This is a genomic window from Pseudomonas sp. RAC1, assembly GCF_030658255.1.
GTDB lineage: Bacteria > Pseudomonadota > Gammaproteobacteria > Pseudomonadales > Pseudomonadaceae > Aquipseudomonas > Aquipseudomonas boreofloridensis.
The window spans coordinates 1-17,093 of the sequence record NZ_JAUTXS020000031.1; the positions used below are offsets into that span (position 1 = coordinate 1).

The window sequence follows — 17,093 nt, forward strand, 5'->3', positions numbered from 1 at the left end:
CCGGGGGTACCGCGCTTAGGGGCCATCCATGGCCCCAAGCGCTTGACGGGCATCCATGCCCGTCAACCCCCTCCATGCCACCTCTGCTCGGCCTCCTGAGGTCGCGATGGGCGGCGTCTGAACTGGCGCGCGCTTAGAAGCTGGGCGGTGGGGCAGATGTTCTGGAGCGCTGCGCGATCAAATCGGCGTTGCCGTTGCCGTTGCCGTTGCCGTTGCCGTTGCCCTTGATCTTAGTGCGCGGTAGCTCCAACACCGCCAACCGCGACCTCAGGAGGCCGAGCATAGGCGTTGCGCAGGGAGGTGACGGGCATGGATGCCCGTCAAGCGCTTGGGACCACGATGGTCCCTAAGCGCGGTCCTCCCGGAGCGACGCCGGCGCGAGGGAACCCCTGCGCGCAGCGCAGGGGCCGGATGCGGGAGCAAGCGGTTTTTGCCCCCCTTTTTTCCAAGAAAAAAAGGGGGTCGCCGTAAAGGCGAAAAGGTGACTAAAACCCAATGCAAATCAAAGAGATGCAACAAAAAATAGCAGACACCACCAGCCCCCCTACAACCCCAACCGCCCCCGAACAACCTGCTCCAAGACCCCCCACATCCCCTCGTCCAAACTAAACGCCACATTGAACCTCATCCACCCCGTCACCCCCGCATCGACCATGAACAACTGTCCAGGCCCCAACATCACCCCCGCCTCGAGCGCCTCGTCCAACAACGCCGCGCTATCAGGAATCCCCGGATGCCGCGTCCAGATATACATCCCCTCATCCGACTCGGTGAACAGCTCGAACCCCATCCGCTGCAAGCGCCCCCCGACCACTTGGTGCGCTTGCGCCAGGCGCTGGCGCAGACGCTTGAGGTGTTTGCGCCAGCGCCCATCGATCACCGCCGCATACACCACCCGCTCCATCACCTGAGAGGTGGTCAGCCCCGAGCGCATCTTCAACTGCAACAACCTTTGCATCAGTTCCGACTCAGCCACCAGATAGCCGACCCGCACGTTCGGCGAGATGCTCTTGGAATAGCTGCCCACATACACCACCTGCTGCAAGTGGTCGAGGCTGGCCAGGCAAGGCTGCGGATTGGCGATCATGTCCGCATACAAGTTGTTCTCCACCAAGCGCACCCCATGCTGCGACGCCAGTTGCAGCAGACGGTGCAGTTGCGCCAGCGGCGTACGCGAACAGGTTGGGCTGTGCAGGTGCGGCTGGGTGAAGAACACCGTCGGTCGATGTTCGGCCAGCAGCCGCTGCAGTTGGTCCAGGTCATAACCGCCCGGCGTGCGCGGCACCCCCACCAGCGTGGCACCTTGAAAGCGCAGGATGCTCATCAGGTTGGGATAGCCCGGGTCGTCGACCAGCACCACGTCACCCGGGCGCACCAGCGTGCGTACCGCCAGGTCCAGTGCCTGACTGGCGCCGTGGGTGAGCATCAGCTGCGCCGGGTTGACCACGATCGACAGCTCCTGCTGCAGATTCTGCGCGGTGAGCGCGCGCAGCTCCGGCAGGCCCATCGGGTCGCCGTAGCCGGACAGCTCCAGCGGACTGCCTGCCACCTGGCGCATGCCCCGGCGCAGGCCGTCTTCATACATCCAGTCGTTGGGTAGCCAGCCGCAACCGGGCTTGAACGGCAACTGGCGGGTTTCGAAGATCTGCTGCAGGTACCATTCCGAGTTGAACGATGGTCGGGTTGCGTCTGCGGTCGGGGTCTGGGCGTCGAGCACCTCGCCGGCCGTGCGACTGACGAAGAAGCCGGCGTTGCCGCGACTGACCAGCAGCCCTTGGGCCACCAAACGGTCGTAGGCTTCGACGACGGTAAAGGTGCTCACCGAGTAGGTCGAGGCGAACGCGCGGATCGACGGCACCTTGGCGCCGGGCTTGAGGGTCTGGTTGTCGATGAGTGCGCGCAGGCCGTCGATGATCTGGTTGACCAGCGGGGTAGGGGCGTCGGGGTGTAGTCGCAGCATGGGGGGCCTTCAGGGGTGCAGAGCGGCGGGCGCCTGCGCGGTGTCGCAGGTGTATTGCATGGGCGGCCTGTACAGTGCAGTGCGGATTTCATGCCACTGTGCATGGCTCTCTGTGTCGGACATTTTTACATTAGGTGTCAGATATCGCCAGATGTAGCACGTTCAGTACGTCCGAGCGGCCACGTTCGGACGCGTCAGCAGGCCGCCATGGAAGGTCTGCGTGTGTTTCTCACACCTCCTGCCCGCATTAGCGCTGATGTAAAGGTGAGGCCGATAACCATCGGGGTTTCACAGTTTTCCTTGGATAAAAAGAAACACGGGGTACACAACTGATGGACGCAACATCCACATCCTCCACCACCGCGAAAGGGGGGCACGAGAGCCAGCTCAGTGCCTCGCTCAAGTCGCGCCACCTGACGATGATGTCGATCGCCGGGGTGATCGGCGGCGCCTTGTTCGTCGGCTCCGGCAGCGTGATCCACAGCGCCGGTCCAGCGGCTGTCCTGGCGTATCTCGCCGGCGGCATCCTGGTGGTGCTGATCATGCGCATGCTCGGCGAGATGGCGACGTCCTCGCCGGACACCGGCTCGTTCTCCACCTACGCCGACCGCGCCATCGGGCGCTGGGCCGGTTTCACCATCGGATGGCTGTACTGGTGGTACTGGGTCATCCTCATGGCCTGGGAAGCCTACGTGGCGGGCAAGATCCTGCACGGTTTCTTCCCCGGCGTCAGCGTCAACGTGTTCGTGTTGGCGACCACTTTGCTGCTGATCACTGTGAACTTCTTCAACGTCAAGCACTACGGCGAGTTCGAATTCTGGTTCGCCTTGATCAAGGTGGTGGCGATTGTCTGCTTCCTGGTGGTGTGTACCGCGGCGGTGCTGAACATCTGGCAATTCGGTGAGGTGCGCGGGATTACCCACCTGACCGCCGAAGGCTTCATGCCCAACGGCATCACCACGGTGATCGGGGCCCTGCTCGGGGTGATGTTCGCCTTTCTCGGCGCCGAGATCGTCACCATTGCCGCGTCCGAAGCGAAGGACCCGGCCACCCAGATCGTCAAGGCGACCAACTCGGTGGTTTGGCGCGTGTGCCTGTTCTATGTCGGCTCGATCTTCCTGATCGTCTGCCTGGTGCCGTGGAACGACCCGCATTTGGGCGTTTCCGGCTACGGCGCCTACCGTCGCACCCTGGAACTGCTGGGCGTGCCCTATGCCGAACTGCTGATGAACTTCGTGGTGCTGACCTCGGTGAGCAGTTGCCTGATTTCCGGCCACTACACCGCCTCGCGCATGCTGTTCTCGCTGTCCCAGCGCGGCGACGCACCGTCGTTCTTCAAGATCACCCGCGCCGGTACTGGCGTGCCGGTGTACGCGATCATGGGGTCGTGCGTGGTGGCGATTTTCTGCGCACTGATCAACTTCAGCGACACCCTGCGTCCGAAGGATGTCCTGGACACGCTGATGAACACCACGGGCATGATCGCCTTGCTGGTGTACCTGGTGATCGCCTTCTCGCAGTTGCGCATGCGTCGCAAGCTGATTGCCGAAGGCCGCGAGGTACGCCTGAAGATGTGGCTGTTCCCCTGGCTGACCTACCTGGTGATCGCCTTCATCGTGGCCGCACTGGTGACCATGGCGTTCATGGCTGACTACCAGGAAATCGTGCTGTCCACCGGCATTGCCGCGGCCGTCGTGGTGGCCATGGGTGTCGTGCATCAGATCCGCAGCGCCAAGCGTCACTGACGTTTCGCGGTTCGCCACGCGCGGTCGACTCTCCCAGGGTCGGCCGCGTTTTTGTAGGTGGCCGCTAGCGGCGCCTGACCACGGTGATCCAGTCGGTGTAGTGGCTGACCGTAATGGGCAGCGCGGCTTCCAGCGACTGCAAGGCCTGGTCGCTGTCGTCCAGCGCCAGATCGTCGGCCACTCGCAGGTCGGCCAGCGAGGCGGCGCTGAATAGCAGCACGCCACGGTGATGTCGAGCCAGGCGTTCGAGCACTTCGTTCAACGCTTGGCCAGTGCCCGGCAGGCGTTCCAGATACCAGGCCGCTTGGGCATCGCCACCATCGGCCTTGATCGGTGTGCTGTGGCCTTGGGCATCGAAGCGCAGGTAATGACTGCGGTTCAGTGACAGGCGCCCATCATTGCCTTGGAATTCGACCCGACCGTCGAGCACGGTCACCTCGCTGCTGTCCTGCAGCCGTTCGACGATCAGCGTGGCGTCCAGTGGCCGTAGGGTGGCGTACGGGGTGACGATGTACAGCGGTCGGGTGTCGCCCCTGGCCGCTTCCAGCAGCAGTTGCCCCTTGAGTAGGTGGATGCGGCGTTGCGTCCTGTCGAACTCCAGATCCACGGCCGAGCCGTTATCCAGGGTCAGCAGACTGCCGTCTTCCAGTTGCCGGGTCAGACGGTTCTGGCTATCGGTGGACAGATCCGACACGTCGAAGCCTTGGCCCATCCAGGGCGAGGCGAGCAGCAGCGATGCGCCGACCAGAGCGAGGAGAGCGATGGGCAAGGCAAGGGGTGAGGAGCGCAAGGATTTCATGGTTGACAGCATGTATGGACTAAGCGGATGACCTTCGCATTCGCCTGTCAGTTCCAGCCTTCGCAGGCATGATCTGTTTCTGACGAAACGAATCGGTGCGGCACTTACCCCAGACGAGCACCGAAAGGCATATGCTGATACTTCCCCCTGCCCAAGGAGCTGCCCATGGCCTGGTCTGCCACTCAGTATTCGTTGTTCGAAAACGAGCGCACCCGCGCCGTGCGCGACTTGCTTGCGGCGGTGCCGCCGCGCCCGGTTCGTCACGCTACCGACCTGGGCTGTGGCCCCGGCAACTCCACCGAAGTGTTGCTGCAACAGTACGGTGATGCGTTGGTGGTGGCGTTGGACAGTGATCAGGACATGATCGACAAGGCCCGTGAGCGTGCCCGTCTGAAGGTGCCCCGGGTACGCTGCGAGGTGGCGGACATCGCGCTTTGGAACGCCGCCGAACCTCAGGACCTGATTCTCGCCAACGCCTCCTTGCAGTGGCTGCCCGAGCATGGCGCGCTGTACCCACACCTGGTGCAACAGCTTTCCGAAGGTGGCAGCCTGGCGGTGCAGACCCCTGACAACCTGGACGAGCCTGCTCATCGGCGCATGCGCGAGATTGCCGGCCAAGGACCGTGGAAAGAAAAATTCAGCGACTTCGCCCTGCCGCCACGGCACAGCGCCACATTCTACTACGACCTGCTCAGCCCGCTGTGCGCACGGGTAGACGTCTGGCGCACCACCTATCACCACCCACTGAGCGGTGGCGCCGAAGCGGTGGTGGAGTGGTTCAAGGGCTCGGGTCTGCGGCCTTACCTGGCGCGCCTGGATGAGGACGAACGCGCGGCGTTCCTGCAGTTGTACCTGCAAGCGATGCAGCAGGATTACCCAGCCGCGACCGACGGCAAGGTGCTGCTACCCTTTCCACGATTGTTCGTGGTGGCCACGCGCTGAGTGCGGCGCCGGCGAGCATCAATCCTCGGCATTTTCCTGGACCATCTGCAGGAACGTCGCCACCACCCGGCGCGAGCGCTGCTCATCCAGGCACACCAGGGTTTCGCTCAAGCGCCGATGGCAGTCCTCGATCGGCAGTGCGCACAAGCGGGCATCGGCGCCGAATTCGGCCGCCGACACCACGCCCACGCCAATTCCCGCCACGACCGCTTCGCGCGCGGCTTCGCGGCCTTGCACCTCGATGGCCGTGCGCACGCGCAGGCCGGCGCGCTGCATTTCCTCTTCCAGTACCTGCCGGGTCACCGAGCCGGGTTCGCGCAGCACCAGTGGCGTGTCGTCCAGGTCGGCAAGACGAAGGGCGCCGCGTGTCGCCCAGGGGTGCTGGGCGCAAACGAATGCCACCAGCGGGTCGCTGCGGATCGGCAGGCAGAACAGCCGTTCATCCGTCACCTCGCAGGCGAGCAGCGCCAAGTCGGCCTGGTAGCGAAAGAGCCGGGCCAGCGCCTGGTCGCTGTTGCCCGTTTCGACCTTGACCTGGATGCCCGGGTAACGCTGACAGAAGCGTGCGATCTGCGGCAGTACATGCACCGGCGCGTCCACCGCCAGCACCAGGCTGCCGGTGTCCAGGGCGCGGGAGTCCTGCAACAGCTCGACGGCCTCGGCTTCGCAGGCAAATAGCCGTCGAGTGATGCCGAACAGGCGCTCACCCAGGTCGGTCAGCCCCACGGTGCGCTTGTTGCGCTGGAACAGCAGGATGCCGAAGCGTTCTTCCAGCTTGCGTACTTGATCGGAGACGGCAGGCTGGGTCAGGCACAGATATTCGGCGGCACGGGTGAAGTTGTGATGCAGGGCGACGGCGTGGAAGGCTTTGAGTTGAGCATGCGAGACCGACATGGACGTCTCCAACGACAGTAGTAAAAGCTCGGCTTATGACTGACATACGATAAATCGATTTTTCTTATCGTTCAGCGCTTGTTTTGATACCCCCTGTCTTTTGCTTTCGTCTACAAGGAACTCGCGCAATGAGACCGTTCTGGCTGCAGCAGGCGCTGGCGTCACAGTCCGAGTCACCGTGTCCCCCGTTGCAGGGCGATGTCCGCTGCAATGTCTGCATCGTCGGCGGCGGCTACACCGGCCTGTGGACCGCGCTGATGCTCAAGCAGGCCCAGCCGACGCTGGATGTGCTGCTGATCGAGGCGGATATCTGCGGGGCCGGCGCGAGTGGTCGCAATGGCGGCTGTGCGCTGTCGTGGTCAGCCAAGTATTTCACCTTGGAACGGCTGTTCGGTGTGGCCGAGGCGGTGCGCCTGGTGAGCGAGTCCGAGCGCAGCATCGCCGCCATCGGCGCGTTCTGCCAGGCGCACGGCATCGACTGCGATTACCGCCGTGACGGCACGCTGTATACGGCCACTAATGCCGCACAGGTGGGCAGCACCGATGCGGTGATCGCGGCGCTCGAGCGCCAGGGCATCAGCAGCTTCCAGCGTCTGCCGTTGCCGCAGGTGCAGCGCCGCGCCGGCTCGCGCCGGCACCTGGAGGGCTGGTTCTCGCCAGCGGCGGCCACCGTGCAACCGGCGAAACTGGTGCGCGGGCTGCGCCGGGTGGCGCTGCAGCACGGCGTGCGAATTCATGAAGGCACGGCGATGACGCAGTTGCAGCATGGCCCAGTGGTGGCGCTGCACACGCCTCACGGCACTGTCCGCGCCGATCGCGTGGTGCTGGGGCTTAATGCCGCGATGGCGCGCCAGTTCCGGGCGTTCGAGCGCAGCGTGGCGATCGTTTCCAGCGACATGGTCATCACCGAGCCATGTGCTGAGTTGTTGCACCAGACCGGACTGGACAGCGGCATCAGCGTGCTCGACTCGCGGATTTTCGTACATTACTACCGCACTACCGTCGATGGTCGGCTGATGCTGGGCAAGGGCGGTAATACGTTCGCCTACGGTGGGCGGCTGTCCAAGGTGTTCGACCAGCCTTCGCCGTATCGTGCGCTGCTGCAACGCACCCTGGGCGAGTTCTTTCCGAGTCTTGCCGAGGTGCCGCTGGCGGCGAGCTGGAACGGCCCATCGGATCGATCGGTCAGCGGCCTGCCGTTCTTCGGCCGACTGGACGGGCAAGCCAACGTGTTCTACGGCTTGGGTTACTCCGGCAGCGGTGTCGGACCCTGCCACATGGGCGGACAGATCCTCTCGTCGCTGGCCTTGGGCCTGGACAATGCCTGGACCCGCTCACCGCTGGTGCGTGGGCCGCTGGGACTATTTCCGCCAGAGCCCATCCGCTACCTCGGTTCGTTGCTGGTGCGCGAGGCCATCCGCCGCAAGGAGCGCGCCGAAGACCGAGGGCAACGGCCTCGGCGGCTCGATGTCCGCCTGGCCAAGTTCGCGGCCGCGGCGGGGAAGGCCGACAAGGGGTGAGGATTTCTTGTCGAACCGGTCGGCGAGGGCGTATAAACTCTCCCCACTTTTTGGCCGGTCGCTTCCTGAACCGGCCGCGCAGACAAGAGAGTCGAGATGGGCGCACAGTGGAAAGCCAAACATAGAGAAGCCGCCGCCAATGCCAAGGGCAAGATCATGGGCAAGCTGGCCAAGGAAATTCAGATCGCGGCCAAGTCTGGCGCCGACCCGGACATGAACCCGCGCCTGCGCCTGGCCGTGGAGCAGGCGAAAAAGGCGTCGATGACCCGCGAGACCCTGGAGCGCGCGATCCGCAAGGGCGCCGGCCTGGATGGCGATACGGTGCAGTACTCGGCCGTGAGCTACGAGGGCTTCGCACCGCATCAGGTGCCGCTGATCGTCGAGTGCCTGACCGACAACGTCAACCGCACTGTCGCGCAGGTCCGCGTGCTGTTCCGCAAGGGTCAACTGGGCGCCAGCGGCTCGGTGGCGTGGGACTTCAACCACGTCGGTCTGATCGAAGCCACCCCGGTGGGCGACGCCGACCCGGAAATGGCTGCCATCGAAGCCGGTGCCCAGGATTTCGAGGAAGGAGACGAAGAAGGCTCGACCTTGTTCATCACCGACACCACCGACCTGGACGCGGTGCAGAAAGCCCTGCCTGATCACGGCTTCACCGTGACGTCGGCGAAGATCGGCTACACGCCCAAGAACCCGGTGAGCGCGGCCAGCCTGAGCGCCGAGGCCCTGGCCGAGGTCGAGGCGTTCCTGGAAGCGATCGACGAGAATGACGACGTTCAGAACGTGTATGTCGGCCTGGCCGACTGATCAGCACCAAGCGCCGCTGCCGCCCTTTGGCCAATTCGCTCGCCACGGGGCGGCCAGCGTTTCAGGAAGGCCCGCCATGACCCCCACTTTCGCCTCCCTGAGTCTTGCCCACCTGCGTACCCTCGACTGTCTGCTGCGGTTGAAGAATCTCAGCCATGCCGCCGAACGCCTGGGCTGCAGTCAGCCGGCACTGAGCCGTCAACTGGCCCATCTACGCGACGCTTTCGACGATCCGCTGCTGGTGCGTCAGGGCCGTGGCTACGTACTCAGTGAGCATGCCGAAACCTTGGTCGAGCCGCTGCGTCAGGTACTCGAAGAACTCAGTGCGCTGCGCCAGCCGCCGGTGTTCGATCCCGCCCGGTGCGAGCGTCGGTTCTGTCTGGCTGCATCCGACTACGTGGCCGAGTTCATGCTGCCCGTGCTGGTGGAAGCGTTGGAGCGCGAAGCACCAGGCGTGTCGCTGGAGTACCGCACTTGGCAGGCCGGGGAATATGGGCTATTGGCCAGCGGTGAGGTTGACCTCGCCACCACCCTGTTCGACGAGTCTCCGGCGAACCTGCATGGCCGCCTGCTCGGCGAGGATCAGGCGGTGTGCCTGATGGCCGCCGATCACCCACTGACCGCAGGCGTCGCCGTCAGTCAAGCGGACTATCTGGCCTATCGGCATGTGCGGGTGTCTGGCGGCGGTGACAAGGACAGCTTCATCGATCGCCACTTGCGCACTCAAGGCCTGCAGCGACGCTTGCAATTGCAGGTGCCGTTCTTCGGCGCCATGGTCAAGGTGGTTGGCCAGGGTCAGGCGCTGGCTACCGTGCCGGAACACATCGCCCGACAACTGTGCCGTCTGCACGGCCTGGCCTGGCGACCGCTGGGTTTCGTCGCCCACAGCCAGCGCTACTGGGTGGTCTGGCACCAGCGCTTGCAGGCGTCTGCCGAGCACCGCTGGTTGCGCAATCGAGTGTTCGAGCTGTGGCGTCAGTCGTCCTTCGGAGTCGAGGGTGGGCATGCGCACGTGCCATAGCAGCTATGCGCGAAGCGGGGTTATTGCTGGAAGGCGGCTGGCCTAGACTGGACCGATTGCCGCGTGTCAGGGGCTGCCCCGACACTTCATCCGCCCAGGAGCCCTCTTGTGACCCCCGAACAATTCCGTCAGCACGGCCACCAGCTCATCGACCTGATCGCCGATTACCGCCAGCGCGTTGGCGAGCATCCGGTGATGGCTCAGGTCGAGCCGGGCTACTTGAAGGCGGCGCTGCCCGAGCAAGCGCCACAACAAGGCGAGCCTTTCGCCGCGATTCTCGACGATGTGCTCCAGCAGGTGATGCCTGGCCTCTCCCATTGGCAGCATCCTGATTTCTACGGCTACTTCCCGTCCAATGGCACGTTGTCGTCGGTACTCGGCGATTTTCTCAGCACCGGTCTAGGCGTCTTGGGCTTGTCCTGGCAATCCAGCCCGGCCTTGAGCGAGCTGGAGGAAGTCACGCTCGACTGGCTGCGCCAGTTGTTGGGCCTGTCGCCGCAGTGGAGTGGGGTGATCCAGGACACCGCCTCGACCAGCACCTTGGTCGCGCTGATCAGTGCCCGTGAACGCAGTAGCGGCTATGCCTTGGCCCGGGGTGGTCTGCAAAGCCAGGACAAACCGTTGATCGTGTACGTCAGTGCCCAGGCCCACAGCTCGGTGGACAAAGCGGCGCTGCTGGCCGGCTTCGGCCGCGACAACATCCGCCAGATCCCGACCGACGAGCACTTCGCGCTGCGTCCCGAGGCGCTGCAAGCGGCCATCGACCAGGACCTGGCTGACGGCAATCAGCCCTGCGCGGTGGTCGCGACTCTCGGCACTACCGCGACCACCGCACTGGACCCGCTGCGGGGCATCGGTGACATCGTTCAGGCGAGGGGCGTGTGGCTGCATGTCGATGCGGCGATGGCCGGCTCGGCGATGATCCTGCCGGAGTGCCGCTGGATGTGGGACGGCATCGAGCTGGCTGATTCGCTGGTGGTCAATGCGCACAAATGGCTGGGGGTGGCCTTCGACTGCTCGCTGTACTACGTGCGCGATCCACAGCACCTGATCCGGGTGATGAGTACCAACCCCAGCTACTTGCAGTCGTCGGTGGACGGTGAGGTGAAGAACCTGCGCGACTGGGGCATACCGCTGGGCCGGCGCTTCCGTGCCCTGAAGCTGTGGTTCATGTTGCGCAGCGAAGGGGTCGAGGCGTTGCAGCAGCGCTTGCGCCGCGACCTGGACAACGCCCGCTGGCTGGCCGAGCAGGTCGGCGCAGCGCCAGACTGGGAACTGCTGGCACCGGTGCGGTTGCAGACCCTGTGCCTGCGTCACCGTCCGGCAACGCTGGACGGCGACGCCCTGGACGCGCATACGCGCGGCTGGGCGGACCGGCTCAATGCTTCGGGCAAGGCCTATGTCACCCCCGCGACCCTGGACGGCCGCTGGATGGTACGGGTGTCGGTCGGCGCGTTGCCGACCGAACGGCCGGATGTCGAGCGTCTTTGGGCGAATCTGCAGGCGGTGGTGAAGGCCCCTGTCAGGGGCTGACCACCTCGAAGCTGCTCTTGCGACTGGCATCGTATGCGGCTTTCTCCAAGGGCTTGGCCTGCGGATTACCCAGGTCGTCCATGGCCAGGCGGTAGGTTTCCGGGGCCAAGTAAGCGGCCAGCGCACAGACGCAGGTGATGACGAACGCCAGCCCGCCGACCACTAGCCAGATGTGCGTCGAGCCCGGCGGTGCGACGGCTGCGAACAGCGCCGGGAGCATGGCGGTGAGCATGGTGCCGATGTTCTGCGCGATGGCCATGGCCGAAACCCGGTAGCGGGTTTGGAACAGCTCGGGGTAGAAGCTGGGGAACACCGCGTTGTAACCCTGGTAGACCAGGCCCCACATCAGGATCGAGCCGGCGATGGCCAACGGCACGTTCTGGATGCTGATGGCGTACAGGTAGACGAACGCCAGCAGCCCCGAACCCAGGCAGCCGGCGATCATGGTCGGGCGGCGTCCGATACGGTCGGACAGGTTACCGACGAAGGGAATCACCAGCACCGCGACGATATTGCCCACCACCGGGATCCACAGGTACACGCTCTTGTCGAAGCCAATGCCGTAGGCCGGTTGCACCGCATAGGCCGCGCCGAAGATGGTCGCCACCACCGGGATCACGTTCATCAGCGCCATGAACATCACCAGCACCATGTGCTTCCAGCTGTGGCGGAAGGCCTCGCCGATGGGCGACTTGGCCACCTTGTCCTGGCGCTCTTCCTGAACGAACGCCGGAGTTTCATGCACCTCTTTGCGAATGATGAAGCCGGCAATGAGCACCACGGCGCTCATCAGGAACGGGATGCGCCAGCCCCAATCGTTGAAGGCCTCGCTGGGCATGAAGTAGGCCAGCGGCAGGAACACGGCCGCCGCCATCACCTGGCCGGCCTGCACGCCTTGCAAGGTATAGCTGGCGTAGTAGCCACGGCGACCGAACGGCGCGTGCTCCATGATCATCGAGCTGGCGCCGGAAATTTCTCCGGCCACGGCGAAGCCTTGGATCAGGCGCAGCACCACCAGCAGCGCGGGGGCGAGCAGGCCGATGTCATGGTAGGTGGGCAGCAGGCCCACGGCCATGGTCGACAGCCCCATCAGGAACATGCAAAGCAGCAGCACGTTCTTGCGCCCGCGGGTATCGCCCCAGTGCCCGAGCACGAAGGCGCCGACGGGGCGGGCCAGGTAGCCGACGCCATAGGTGGCCAGGGAGGCAATGATGGCCATTTTCGGGTCGGTGGATGGAAAGAAGATCTGCGGGAAGATCAGTGCTGCCGCCTGGGCATAGATGAAAAAGTCGTAGTACTCGAGGGCCGAGCCGATCCAGCCACTGGCGGTGGCTTTCTTGGCCTGGGAAGAATGGGCCATGGTGTCTCCGTTGTTCTTGTCTGTTGTCGGAAGGCAGTCGCCCTCGGGCAGGCATGGGCCCGGATGGCAGCGACGAACGCATGGTTGTCCAGAGATTCAGAGTGAATCAATTGGCGTTGATGGGTTCTGTTCGATTATCGAACGCAAACTAACCATTTCGTACAAAGAGCGTTGCCGATGCGACTTTACCTGCGAATAATCGATCCTGCCATCGTCGAGAACAAGCGGGCTCTTCGGTAGACGAACCGGTGCCTGCGCGAACAACTAGGGACTTACCATGCAGCGCTCCATCGCCACCGTATCCTTGAGCGGCACCCTGCCTGAGAAGCTCGAAGCCATTGCTGCCGCTGGCTTCGACGGCGTCGAGATCTTCGAGAACGACCTGCTGCACTACGCCGGCTCCCCACGGGAGATCCGCCAGTTGTGCGCGGACTTGGGCATTGCCATCACCTTGTTTCAGCCGTTTCGCGACTTCGAGGGATGCAAGCGCGAGCGCCTGCAGAAAAACCTCGACCGGGCCGAGCGCAAGTTCGACCTGATGCAGGAACTGGGCACCGATCTGGTGCTGGTGTGCAGCAATGTGCAGGCCGATGCCCTGGGCGAGGAACAGGTGCTGGTCGATGACCTGAGGTTACTGGCCGAGCACGCGGGTGCACGTGGCTTGCGCATCGGCTACGAAGGTCTGGCCTGGGGCCGACACGTCAACACCTGGCAACAGGTGTGGAACCTGGTGCGCCAGGCCGATCACCCCGCGCTGGGCGTGATTCTCGACAGTTTCCATACCCTCTCGCTCAAGGGCGATCCGCGCGGCATCCGCGACCTGCCCGGCGACAAGATTTTCTTCGTGCAGATGGCCGATGCGCCGATCCTGGCCATGGATGTGCTGGAGTGGAGCCGACATTTCCGCTGCTTCCCCGGCCAGGGTGAACTGGACCTGGCGGGTTTTCTCGCGCCGATCATTGCCAGTGGCTATCGCGGCCCGCTGTCGCTGGAAATCTTCAACGATGGCTTCCGTGCGGCGCCGACTCGCCAGAATGCCGCTGACGGACTGCTTTCGCTGTTGTATCTGGAGGAAAAGGCACGTCTGCGCCTGGCTGAGCAAGCCCAGGCGGTGGAGCCCGGTATCTTGTTCGCGCCGCCCGCGGCCAGTCGCTACGACGGCGTCGAGTTTCTCGAATTCGCGGTGGACGAGGCGGTCGGTGCGCGTCTGGGCGGCTGGTTGAAACGGCTTGGCTTTGCCGAGGCGGGCCAGCACCGCAGCAAGGCGGTCAGGCTGCTGCGCCAGGGTGACATCAATCTCGTGCTCAACGCCGAACCCTATTCGTTCAGCCACAACTTTTTCGAGGCGCATGGCCCGTCGCTGTGCGCGGCGGCGCTGCGGGTGGACGATGCGCAGGCCGCGCTGCAGCGCGCGGTGGCCTACGGTGGTCAGCCGTTTCGCGGGCTGGTCGGGCCCAACGAGCGTGAGCTCGCTGCCGTGCGCGCGCCCGATGGCAGCCTGATCTACCTGGTCGAGTCTGCCACGGCCGGGCAGAGCATCTATGACAGCGACTTCCGTGTGGACCCACAGGCCAGCGCTACGGGTGGGCTGCAACGCATCGATCACATGGCCCTGGCACTGCCGGCCGATGCCTTGGACAGCTGGGTGCTGTTCTACAAAAGCCTGTTCGATTTTACGGCCGATGACGAAGTGGTATTACCCGACCCCTATGGCCTGGTGAAGAGTCGGGCGCTGCGCAGTCCCTGCGGGACGTTGCGTCTGCCGCTGAACATCTCGGAGAACCGCAATACTGCCATCGCCCATGCGCTATCGAGCTATCGCGGCTCGGGCGTACACCATATTGCCTTCGATTGTGCAGACATCTTCGCCGAGGTCACGCGTGCCAAGGACGCCGGGGTGCCGTTGCTGGAGATCCCCCTGAACTACTACGATGACTTGGCGGCGCGCTTCGACTTCGACGACGAATTTCTCAGTGAGCTGGCCTACTACAACGTGTTGTACGACCGCGATGCCCAAGGCGGTGAGTTGTTCCATGTGTACACCGAGCCGTTCGAGGGACGTTTCTTCTTCGAGATCATCCAGCGCAGGGGCGGCTATGCAGGGTATGGCGCGGCGAACGTGGCGGTGCGTCTGGCGGCGCTGGCCAAGCTGCGCGGCAGTGCGACGAAGTAGCCAGATGTGGGCTTCGCTGCGGCCTTCAGGCGTCGCGGCGAAGCCCTTCGAGCGCCAGGTCAGAACCAGCGGTCATTGCGTTTACGGCCGCGGGTCAGCGCCGGCAAGATCAGGCCCACAAACAGGCCGGCGCCGGCAATGCTGCCGCCGTACACCATGTAGCGCATCATCACCTGCTTGTTCTCGTCGCCCAGGCGCGCCTGGGTATCGCGCAGAGTCGACTGGGACTGCTCGAGCTGCTCATCCAAGGTTTTGTTGCGCGCTTGCAGCTCGTCGATCAACGCCTTGCGTGAGTCAAGGGTCTCCTGCATGCCTTGCACGCGGGTCTTCCAACTGTCGTCGATGGTCTTGAGCTGACCAGAGAGCTCCGCCACCTGAGCATCGAGCTGGGGTAGGCGCTCATTCTGGCCGGGCACCGCTTGCAGGTCGCTGGTGAGGATCCACACCAGGTCGCCGCTTTGGCCGCGCACCTGGCTGTAGTTGCCCTGGCTGCTGACCAACGTCACCTTCTGTCCGGATTTCAACGTGCCGACGATGCGGTGGCCGTCGGTCGGACCGCTGCGCACGTAGGTGCTGAGGCTGTCACTGACCCAGCGCGCATCGGTGCTGGCCTCTGCGGCATCGGCCAAGGGGGCCGCAACGAGCAGCGAGGCGAACAGCACGGGGAGGGCGAGGGTGGCGCGGCGGAATTCGGGCATGGTGGTCTTCGCAGAAGCAGTAACGGATGAAAAGCCCGGTGAATGGGCCGTGAGCCGATCGGTGAATTGACCGTCAGCCAAAGACCTTTTTTTTGTGGGCTGGTTCACTGCTCAGCGGAGGAAAAGTCTGCGAGGTGTTGCGAGAAATGTATTACCCACGACATCGTTCGGTGAAGGAAGCCGCAGCGACGAAGCGCCGCTGCGGCAGAGGCAAAATGCCAGGAACTCAGGTCACGACCTGATAGCACGGCACATAGGCCGCACCGCCAGGAAGCTTCATCCGGTGCTGGTCGACGAAAGCCTGCAGCAGCTTGCCGAGCGGGTCGAGAATCGCTTGGTCACCGCGGATCTGGTAAGGACCATGCTCCTCGATCAGGCGGATGCCCTTGTCCTTGACGTTGCCCGCGACGATGCCGGAGAACGCCCGACGCAGGTTGGCGGCCAGTTCGTGGGGCGGCAGGTCGCGGCGCAGGGCCAGGTCGGCCATGTTCTGGTGGGTGGGGTCGAACGGATGCTGGAAGCCGCCGTCGATCTTCAGCAGCCAGTTGAAGTGGAAGGCGTCGTTGCGCTCGCGGCGGAACTGCTTGACCGCCTTGAGGCCTTCAACCATGTGTCGAGCCACTTCGGCTGGGTCGTCGATGATGATCTGGTAATGACGCTGCGCGGCCTCGCCGAGGGTGGCGCCGACGAACGCATGCAGTTGCTGCAGGAATGGCTCGGCGCTGCGCGGTCCGGTAAGAATCACCGGGAAGGGCAGGTCGTGGTTGTCCGGGTGCATGAGAATGCCGAGCAGGTACAGGAACTCTTCGGCCGTGCCCGCGCCACCGGGGAAAATGATGATGCCGTGGCCGACACGTACGAACGCCTCCAGGCGTTTTTCAATGTCCGGCAGGATCACCAGTTCGTTGACGATGGGGTTGGGCGCCTCGGCGGCGATGATGCCCGGCTCGGTCAGACCCAGGTAGCGGCTGCCGGCCATGCGCTGCTTGGCATGGGCGATGGTGGCGCCCTTCATCGGACCTTTCATCACGCCGGGGCCGCAGCCGGTGCAGATGTCGAGCTTGCGTAGGCCCAGTTCGTGGCCGACCTTCTTGGTGTACTGGTATTCCTCGGTGCTGATCGAGTGACCGCCCCAGCACACCACCATCTTCGGCTCCACGCCCGGGCGCAAGGTGCGCGCGTTGCGCAGCAGGTGGAAGACATAGTCGGTGATGCCCTGTGAGCTCTCCAGGTCGATGCGCTGGCTGGCCAACTCGCTTTCGGTGTAGACGATGTCGCGCAGCGCGCTGAACAGCATTTCGCGGGTGCTGGCGATCATTTCACCGTCGACGAACGCGTCGGCCGGTGCATTGAGCAGCTCCAGGCGCACGCCTCGGTCCTGCTGGTGAATGCGCACCTCGAAGTCCTTGTAGGCTTCAAGGATGGTCTTGGCGTTGTCGACATGCGCGCCGGTGTTGAGGATGGCCAGGGCGCATTGGCGGAAGAGGGTATAGAGGCTGCCGGTACCGGCCTGACTCAGTTGCTGGACTTCACGTTGCGACAGTGTCTCCAGGCTGCCCTTGGGGCTGACGGAGGCGTTGATGACATTGCGGTGGGGCATCAAAGTCTTTCCTGTGCGGGTAAAACATCCTTCTTTGACAC

At 64.1% G+C, this 17,093-nt stretch carries 14 protein-coding genes; 7 read left to right on the forward strand and 7 right to left on the reverse strand.

From position 1 onward, the window contains the following. Window positions 1-133 precede the first annotated feature (133 nt). The gene (locus Q7C30_RS10550) at window positions 134-283 is read right to left on the reverse strand and encodes a hypothetical protein (protein ID WP_317871458.1); all 150 of its coding nucleotides are present in this window, start codon (window positions 281-283) and stop codon (window positions 134-136) included. Between the two features lie 261 nt (window positions 284-544). Next, window positions 545-1,960 (reverse strand): PLP-dependent aminotransferase family protein, encoded by a 1,416-nt coding sequence (locus tag Q7C30_RS10555; RefSeq protein WP_317871459.1) that lies wholly within the window; start codon window positions 1,958-1,960, stop codon window positions 545-547. A gap of 332 nt (window positions 1,961-2,292) precedes the next feature. Here Q7C30_RS10555 and Q7C30_RS10560 point away from each other — a divergent pair, with 332 nt between their 5' ends. Further along, window positions 2,293-3,705, forward strand: coding sequence for an amino acid permease (locus tag Q7C30_RS10560; protein ID WP_039577013.1), 1,413 nt, complete (start codon window positions 2,293-2,295; stop codon window positions 3,703-3,705). Between the two features lie 64 nt (window positions 3,706-3,769). Here Q7C30_RS10560 and Q7C30_RS10565 read toward each other — a convergent pair whose 3' ends face one another. Further along, the gene (locus Q7C30_RS10565) at window positions 3,770-4,504 is read right to left on the reverse strand and encodes a FecR domain-containing protein (protein WP_317871460.1); all 735 of its coding nucleotides are present in this window, start codon (window positions 4,502-4,504) and stop codon (window positions 3,770-3,772) included. Between the two features lie 165 nt (window positions 4,505-4,669). Here Q7C30_RS10565 and tam point away from each other — a divergent pair, with 165 nt between their 5' ends. After that, on the forward strand, window positions 4,670-5,446 hold the full coding sequence (gene tam / locus Q7C30_RS10570; protein ID WP_317871461.1) for a trans-aconitate 2-methyltransferase: 777 nt from the start codon (window positions 4,670-4,672) through the stop codon (window positions 5,444-5,446). An 18-nt stretch (window positions 5,447-5,464) separates the two neighbouring features. Here the strand turns inward: tam and Q7C30_RS10575 are convergent, their stop codons facing one another. Next, entirely contained in the window at window positions 5,465-6,340 is an 876-nt protein-coding gene (locus tag Q7C30_RS10575) for a LysR substrate-binding domain-containing protein (protein WP_317871462.1), read from the reverse strand. Window positions 6,341-6,468: 128 nt separating this feature from the next. Between Q7C30_RS10575 and Q7C30_RS10580 the strand changes: the two genes are divergently transcribed. From Q7C30_RS10580 to Q7C30_RS10595, 4 genes are all read left to right on the forward strand, one after another. Further along, on the forward strand, window positions 6,469-7,860 hold the full coding sequence (locus Q7C30_RS10580; protein WP_317871463.1) for an FAD-dependent oxidoreductase: 1,392 nt from the start codon (window positions 6,469-6,471) through the stop codon (window positions 7,858-7,860). A gap of 96 nt (window positions 7,861-7,956) precedes the next feature. Further along, window positions 7,957-8,667: a YebC/PmpR family DNA-binding transcriptional regulator gene (locus Q7C30_RS10585; protein WP_317871464.1), complete on the forward strand. Its 711-nt coding sequence runs from the start codon at window positions 7,957-7,959 to the stop codon at window positions 8,665-8,667. Between the two features lie 76 nt (window positions 8,668-8,743). Next, window positions 8,744-9,688 (forward strand): LysR family transcriptional regulator, encoded by a 945-nt coding sequence (locus Q7C30_RS10590; RefSeq protein ID WP_116887995.1) that lies wholly within the window; start codon window positions 8,744-8,746, stop codon window positions 9,686-9,688. A gap of 108 nt (window positions 9,689-9,796) precedes the next feature. Then, window positions 9,797-11,221 (forward strand): DOPA decarboxylase, encoded by a 1,425-nt coding sequence (locus tag Q7C30_RS10595; protein ID WP_317871465.1) that lies wholly within the window; start codon window positions 9,797-9,799, stop codon window positions 11,219-11,221. On the opposite strand, the gene Q7C30_RS10600 is transcribed toward Q7C30_RS10595, so the two are convergent. After that, on the reverse strand, window positions 11,211-12,581 hold the full coding sequence (locus Q7C30_RS10600) for an MFS transporter (protein WP_029614832.1): 1,371 nt from the start codon (window positions 12,579-12,581) through the stop codon (window positions 11,211-11,213). The genes Q7C30_RS10595 and Q7C30_RS10600 overlap by 11 nt on opposite strands. A gap of 277 nt (window positions 12,582-12,858) precedes the next feature. On the opposite strand from Q7C30_RS10600, the gene quiC reads away from it, so the two are divergent. After that, a complete protein-coding gene (gene quiC / locus Q7C30_RS10605; RefSeq protein ID WP_317871466.1) occupies window positions 12,859-14,754 on the forward strand; it encodes a 3-dehydroshikimate dehydratase QuiC in 1,896 nt (631 codons plus the stop codon). A 59-nt stretch (window positions 14,755-14,813) separates the two neighbouring features. Here the strand turns inward: quiC and Q7C30_RS10610 are convergent, their stop codons facing one another. Then, entirely contained in the window at window positions 14,814-15,452 is a 639-nt protein-coding gene (locus Q7C30_RS10610; RefSeq protein WP_317871467.1) for a TIGR04211 family SH3 domain-containing protein, read from the reverse strand. Window positions 15,453-15,678: 226 nt separating this feature from the next. Then, window positions 15,679-17,052 (reverse strand): nucleotide 5'-monophosphate nucleosidase PpnN, encoded by a 1,374-nt coding sequence (gene ppnN / locus Q7C30_RS10615; RefSeq protein WP_039577036.1) that lies wholly within the window; start codon window positions 17,050-17,052, stop codon window positions 15,679-15,681. Between the last annotated feature and the right edge of the window lie 41 nt (window positions 17,053-17,093).

What these genes read in the sequence shown, in the direction of transcription:
- Q7C30_RS10550 (WP_317871458.1), bottom strand. Translation starts at nt 283, where the DNA reads ATGCTCGGCCTCCTGAGGTCGCGGTTGGCGGTGTTGGAGCTACCGCGC.
- Q7C30_RS10555 (WP_317871459.1), bottom strand. Translation starts at nt 1,960, where the DNA reads ATGCTGCGACTACACCCCGACGCCCCTACCCCGCTGGTCAACCAGATC.
- Q7C30_RS10560 (WP_039577013.1), top strand. Translation starts at nt 2,293, where the DNA reads ATGGACGCAACATCCACATCCTCCACCACCGCGAAAGGGGGGCACGAG.
- Q7C30_RS10565 (WP_317871460.1), bottom strand. Translation starts at nt 4,504, where the DNA reads ATGAAATCCTTGCGCTCCTCACCCCTTGCCTTGCCCATCGCTCTCCTC.
- tam (WP_317871461.1), top strand. Translation starts at nt 4,670, where the DNA reads ATGGCCTGGTCTGCCACTCAGTATTCGTTGTTCGAAAACGAGCGCACC.
- Q7C30_RS10575 (WP_317871462.1), bottom strand. Translation starts at nt 6,340, where the DNA reads ATGTCGGTCTCGCATGCTCAACTCAAAGCCTTCCACGCCGTCGCCCTG.
- Q7C30_RS10580 (WP_317871463.1), top strand. Translation starts at nt 6,469, where the DNA reads ATGAGACCGTTCTGGCTGCAGCAGGCGCTGGCGTCACAGTCCGAGTCA.
- Q7C30_RS10585 (WP_317871464.1), top strand. Translation starts at nt 7,957, where the DNA reads ATGGGCGCACAGTGGAAAGCCAAACATAGAGAAGCCGCCGCCAATGCC.
- Q7C30_RS10590 (WP_116887995.1), top strand. Translation starts at nt 8,744, where the DNA reads ATGACCCCCACTTTCGCCTCCCTGAGTCTTGCCCACCTGCGTACCCTC.
- Q7C30_RS10600 (WP_029614832.1), bottom strand. Translation starts at nt 12,581, where the DNA reads ATGGCCCATTCTTCCCAGGCCAAGAAAGCCACCGCCAGTGGCTGGATC.
- quiC (WP_317871466.1), top strand. Translation starts at nt 12,859, where the DNA reads ATGCAGCGCTCCATCGCCACCGTATCCTTGAGCGGCACCCTGCCTGAG.
- Q7C30_RS10610 (WP_317871467.1), bottom strand. Translation starts at nt 15,452, where the DNA reads ATGCCCGAATTCCGCCGCGCCACCCTCGCCCTCCCCGTGCTGTTCGCC.
- ppnN (WP_039577036.1), bottom strand. Translation starts at nt 17,052, where the DNA reads ATGCCCCACCGCAATGTCATCAACGCCTCCGTCAGCCCCAAGGGCAGC.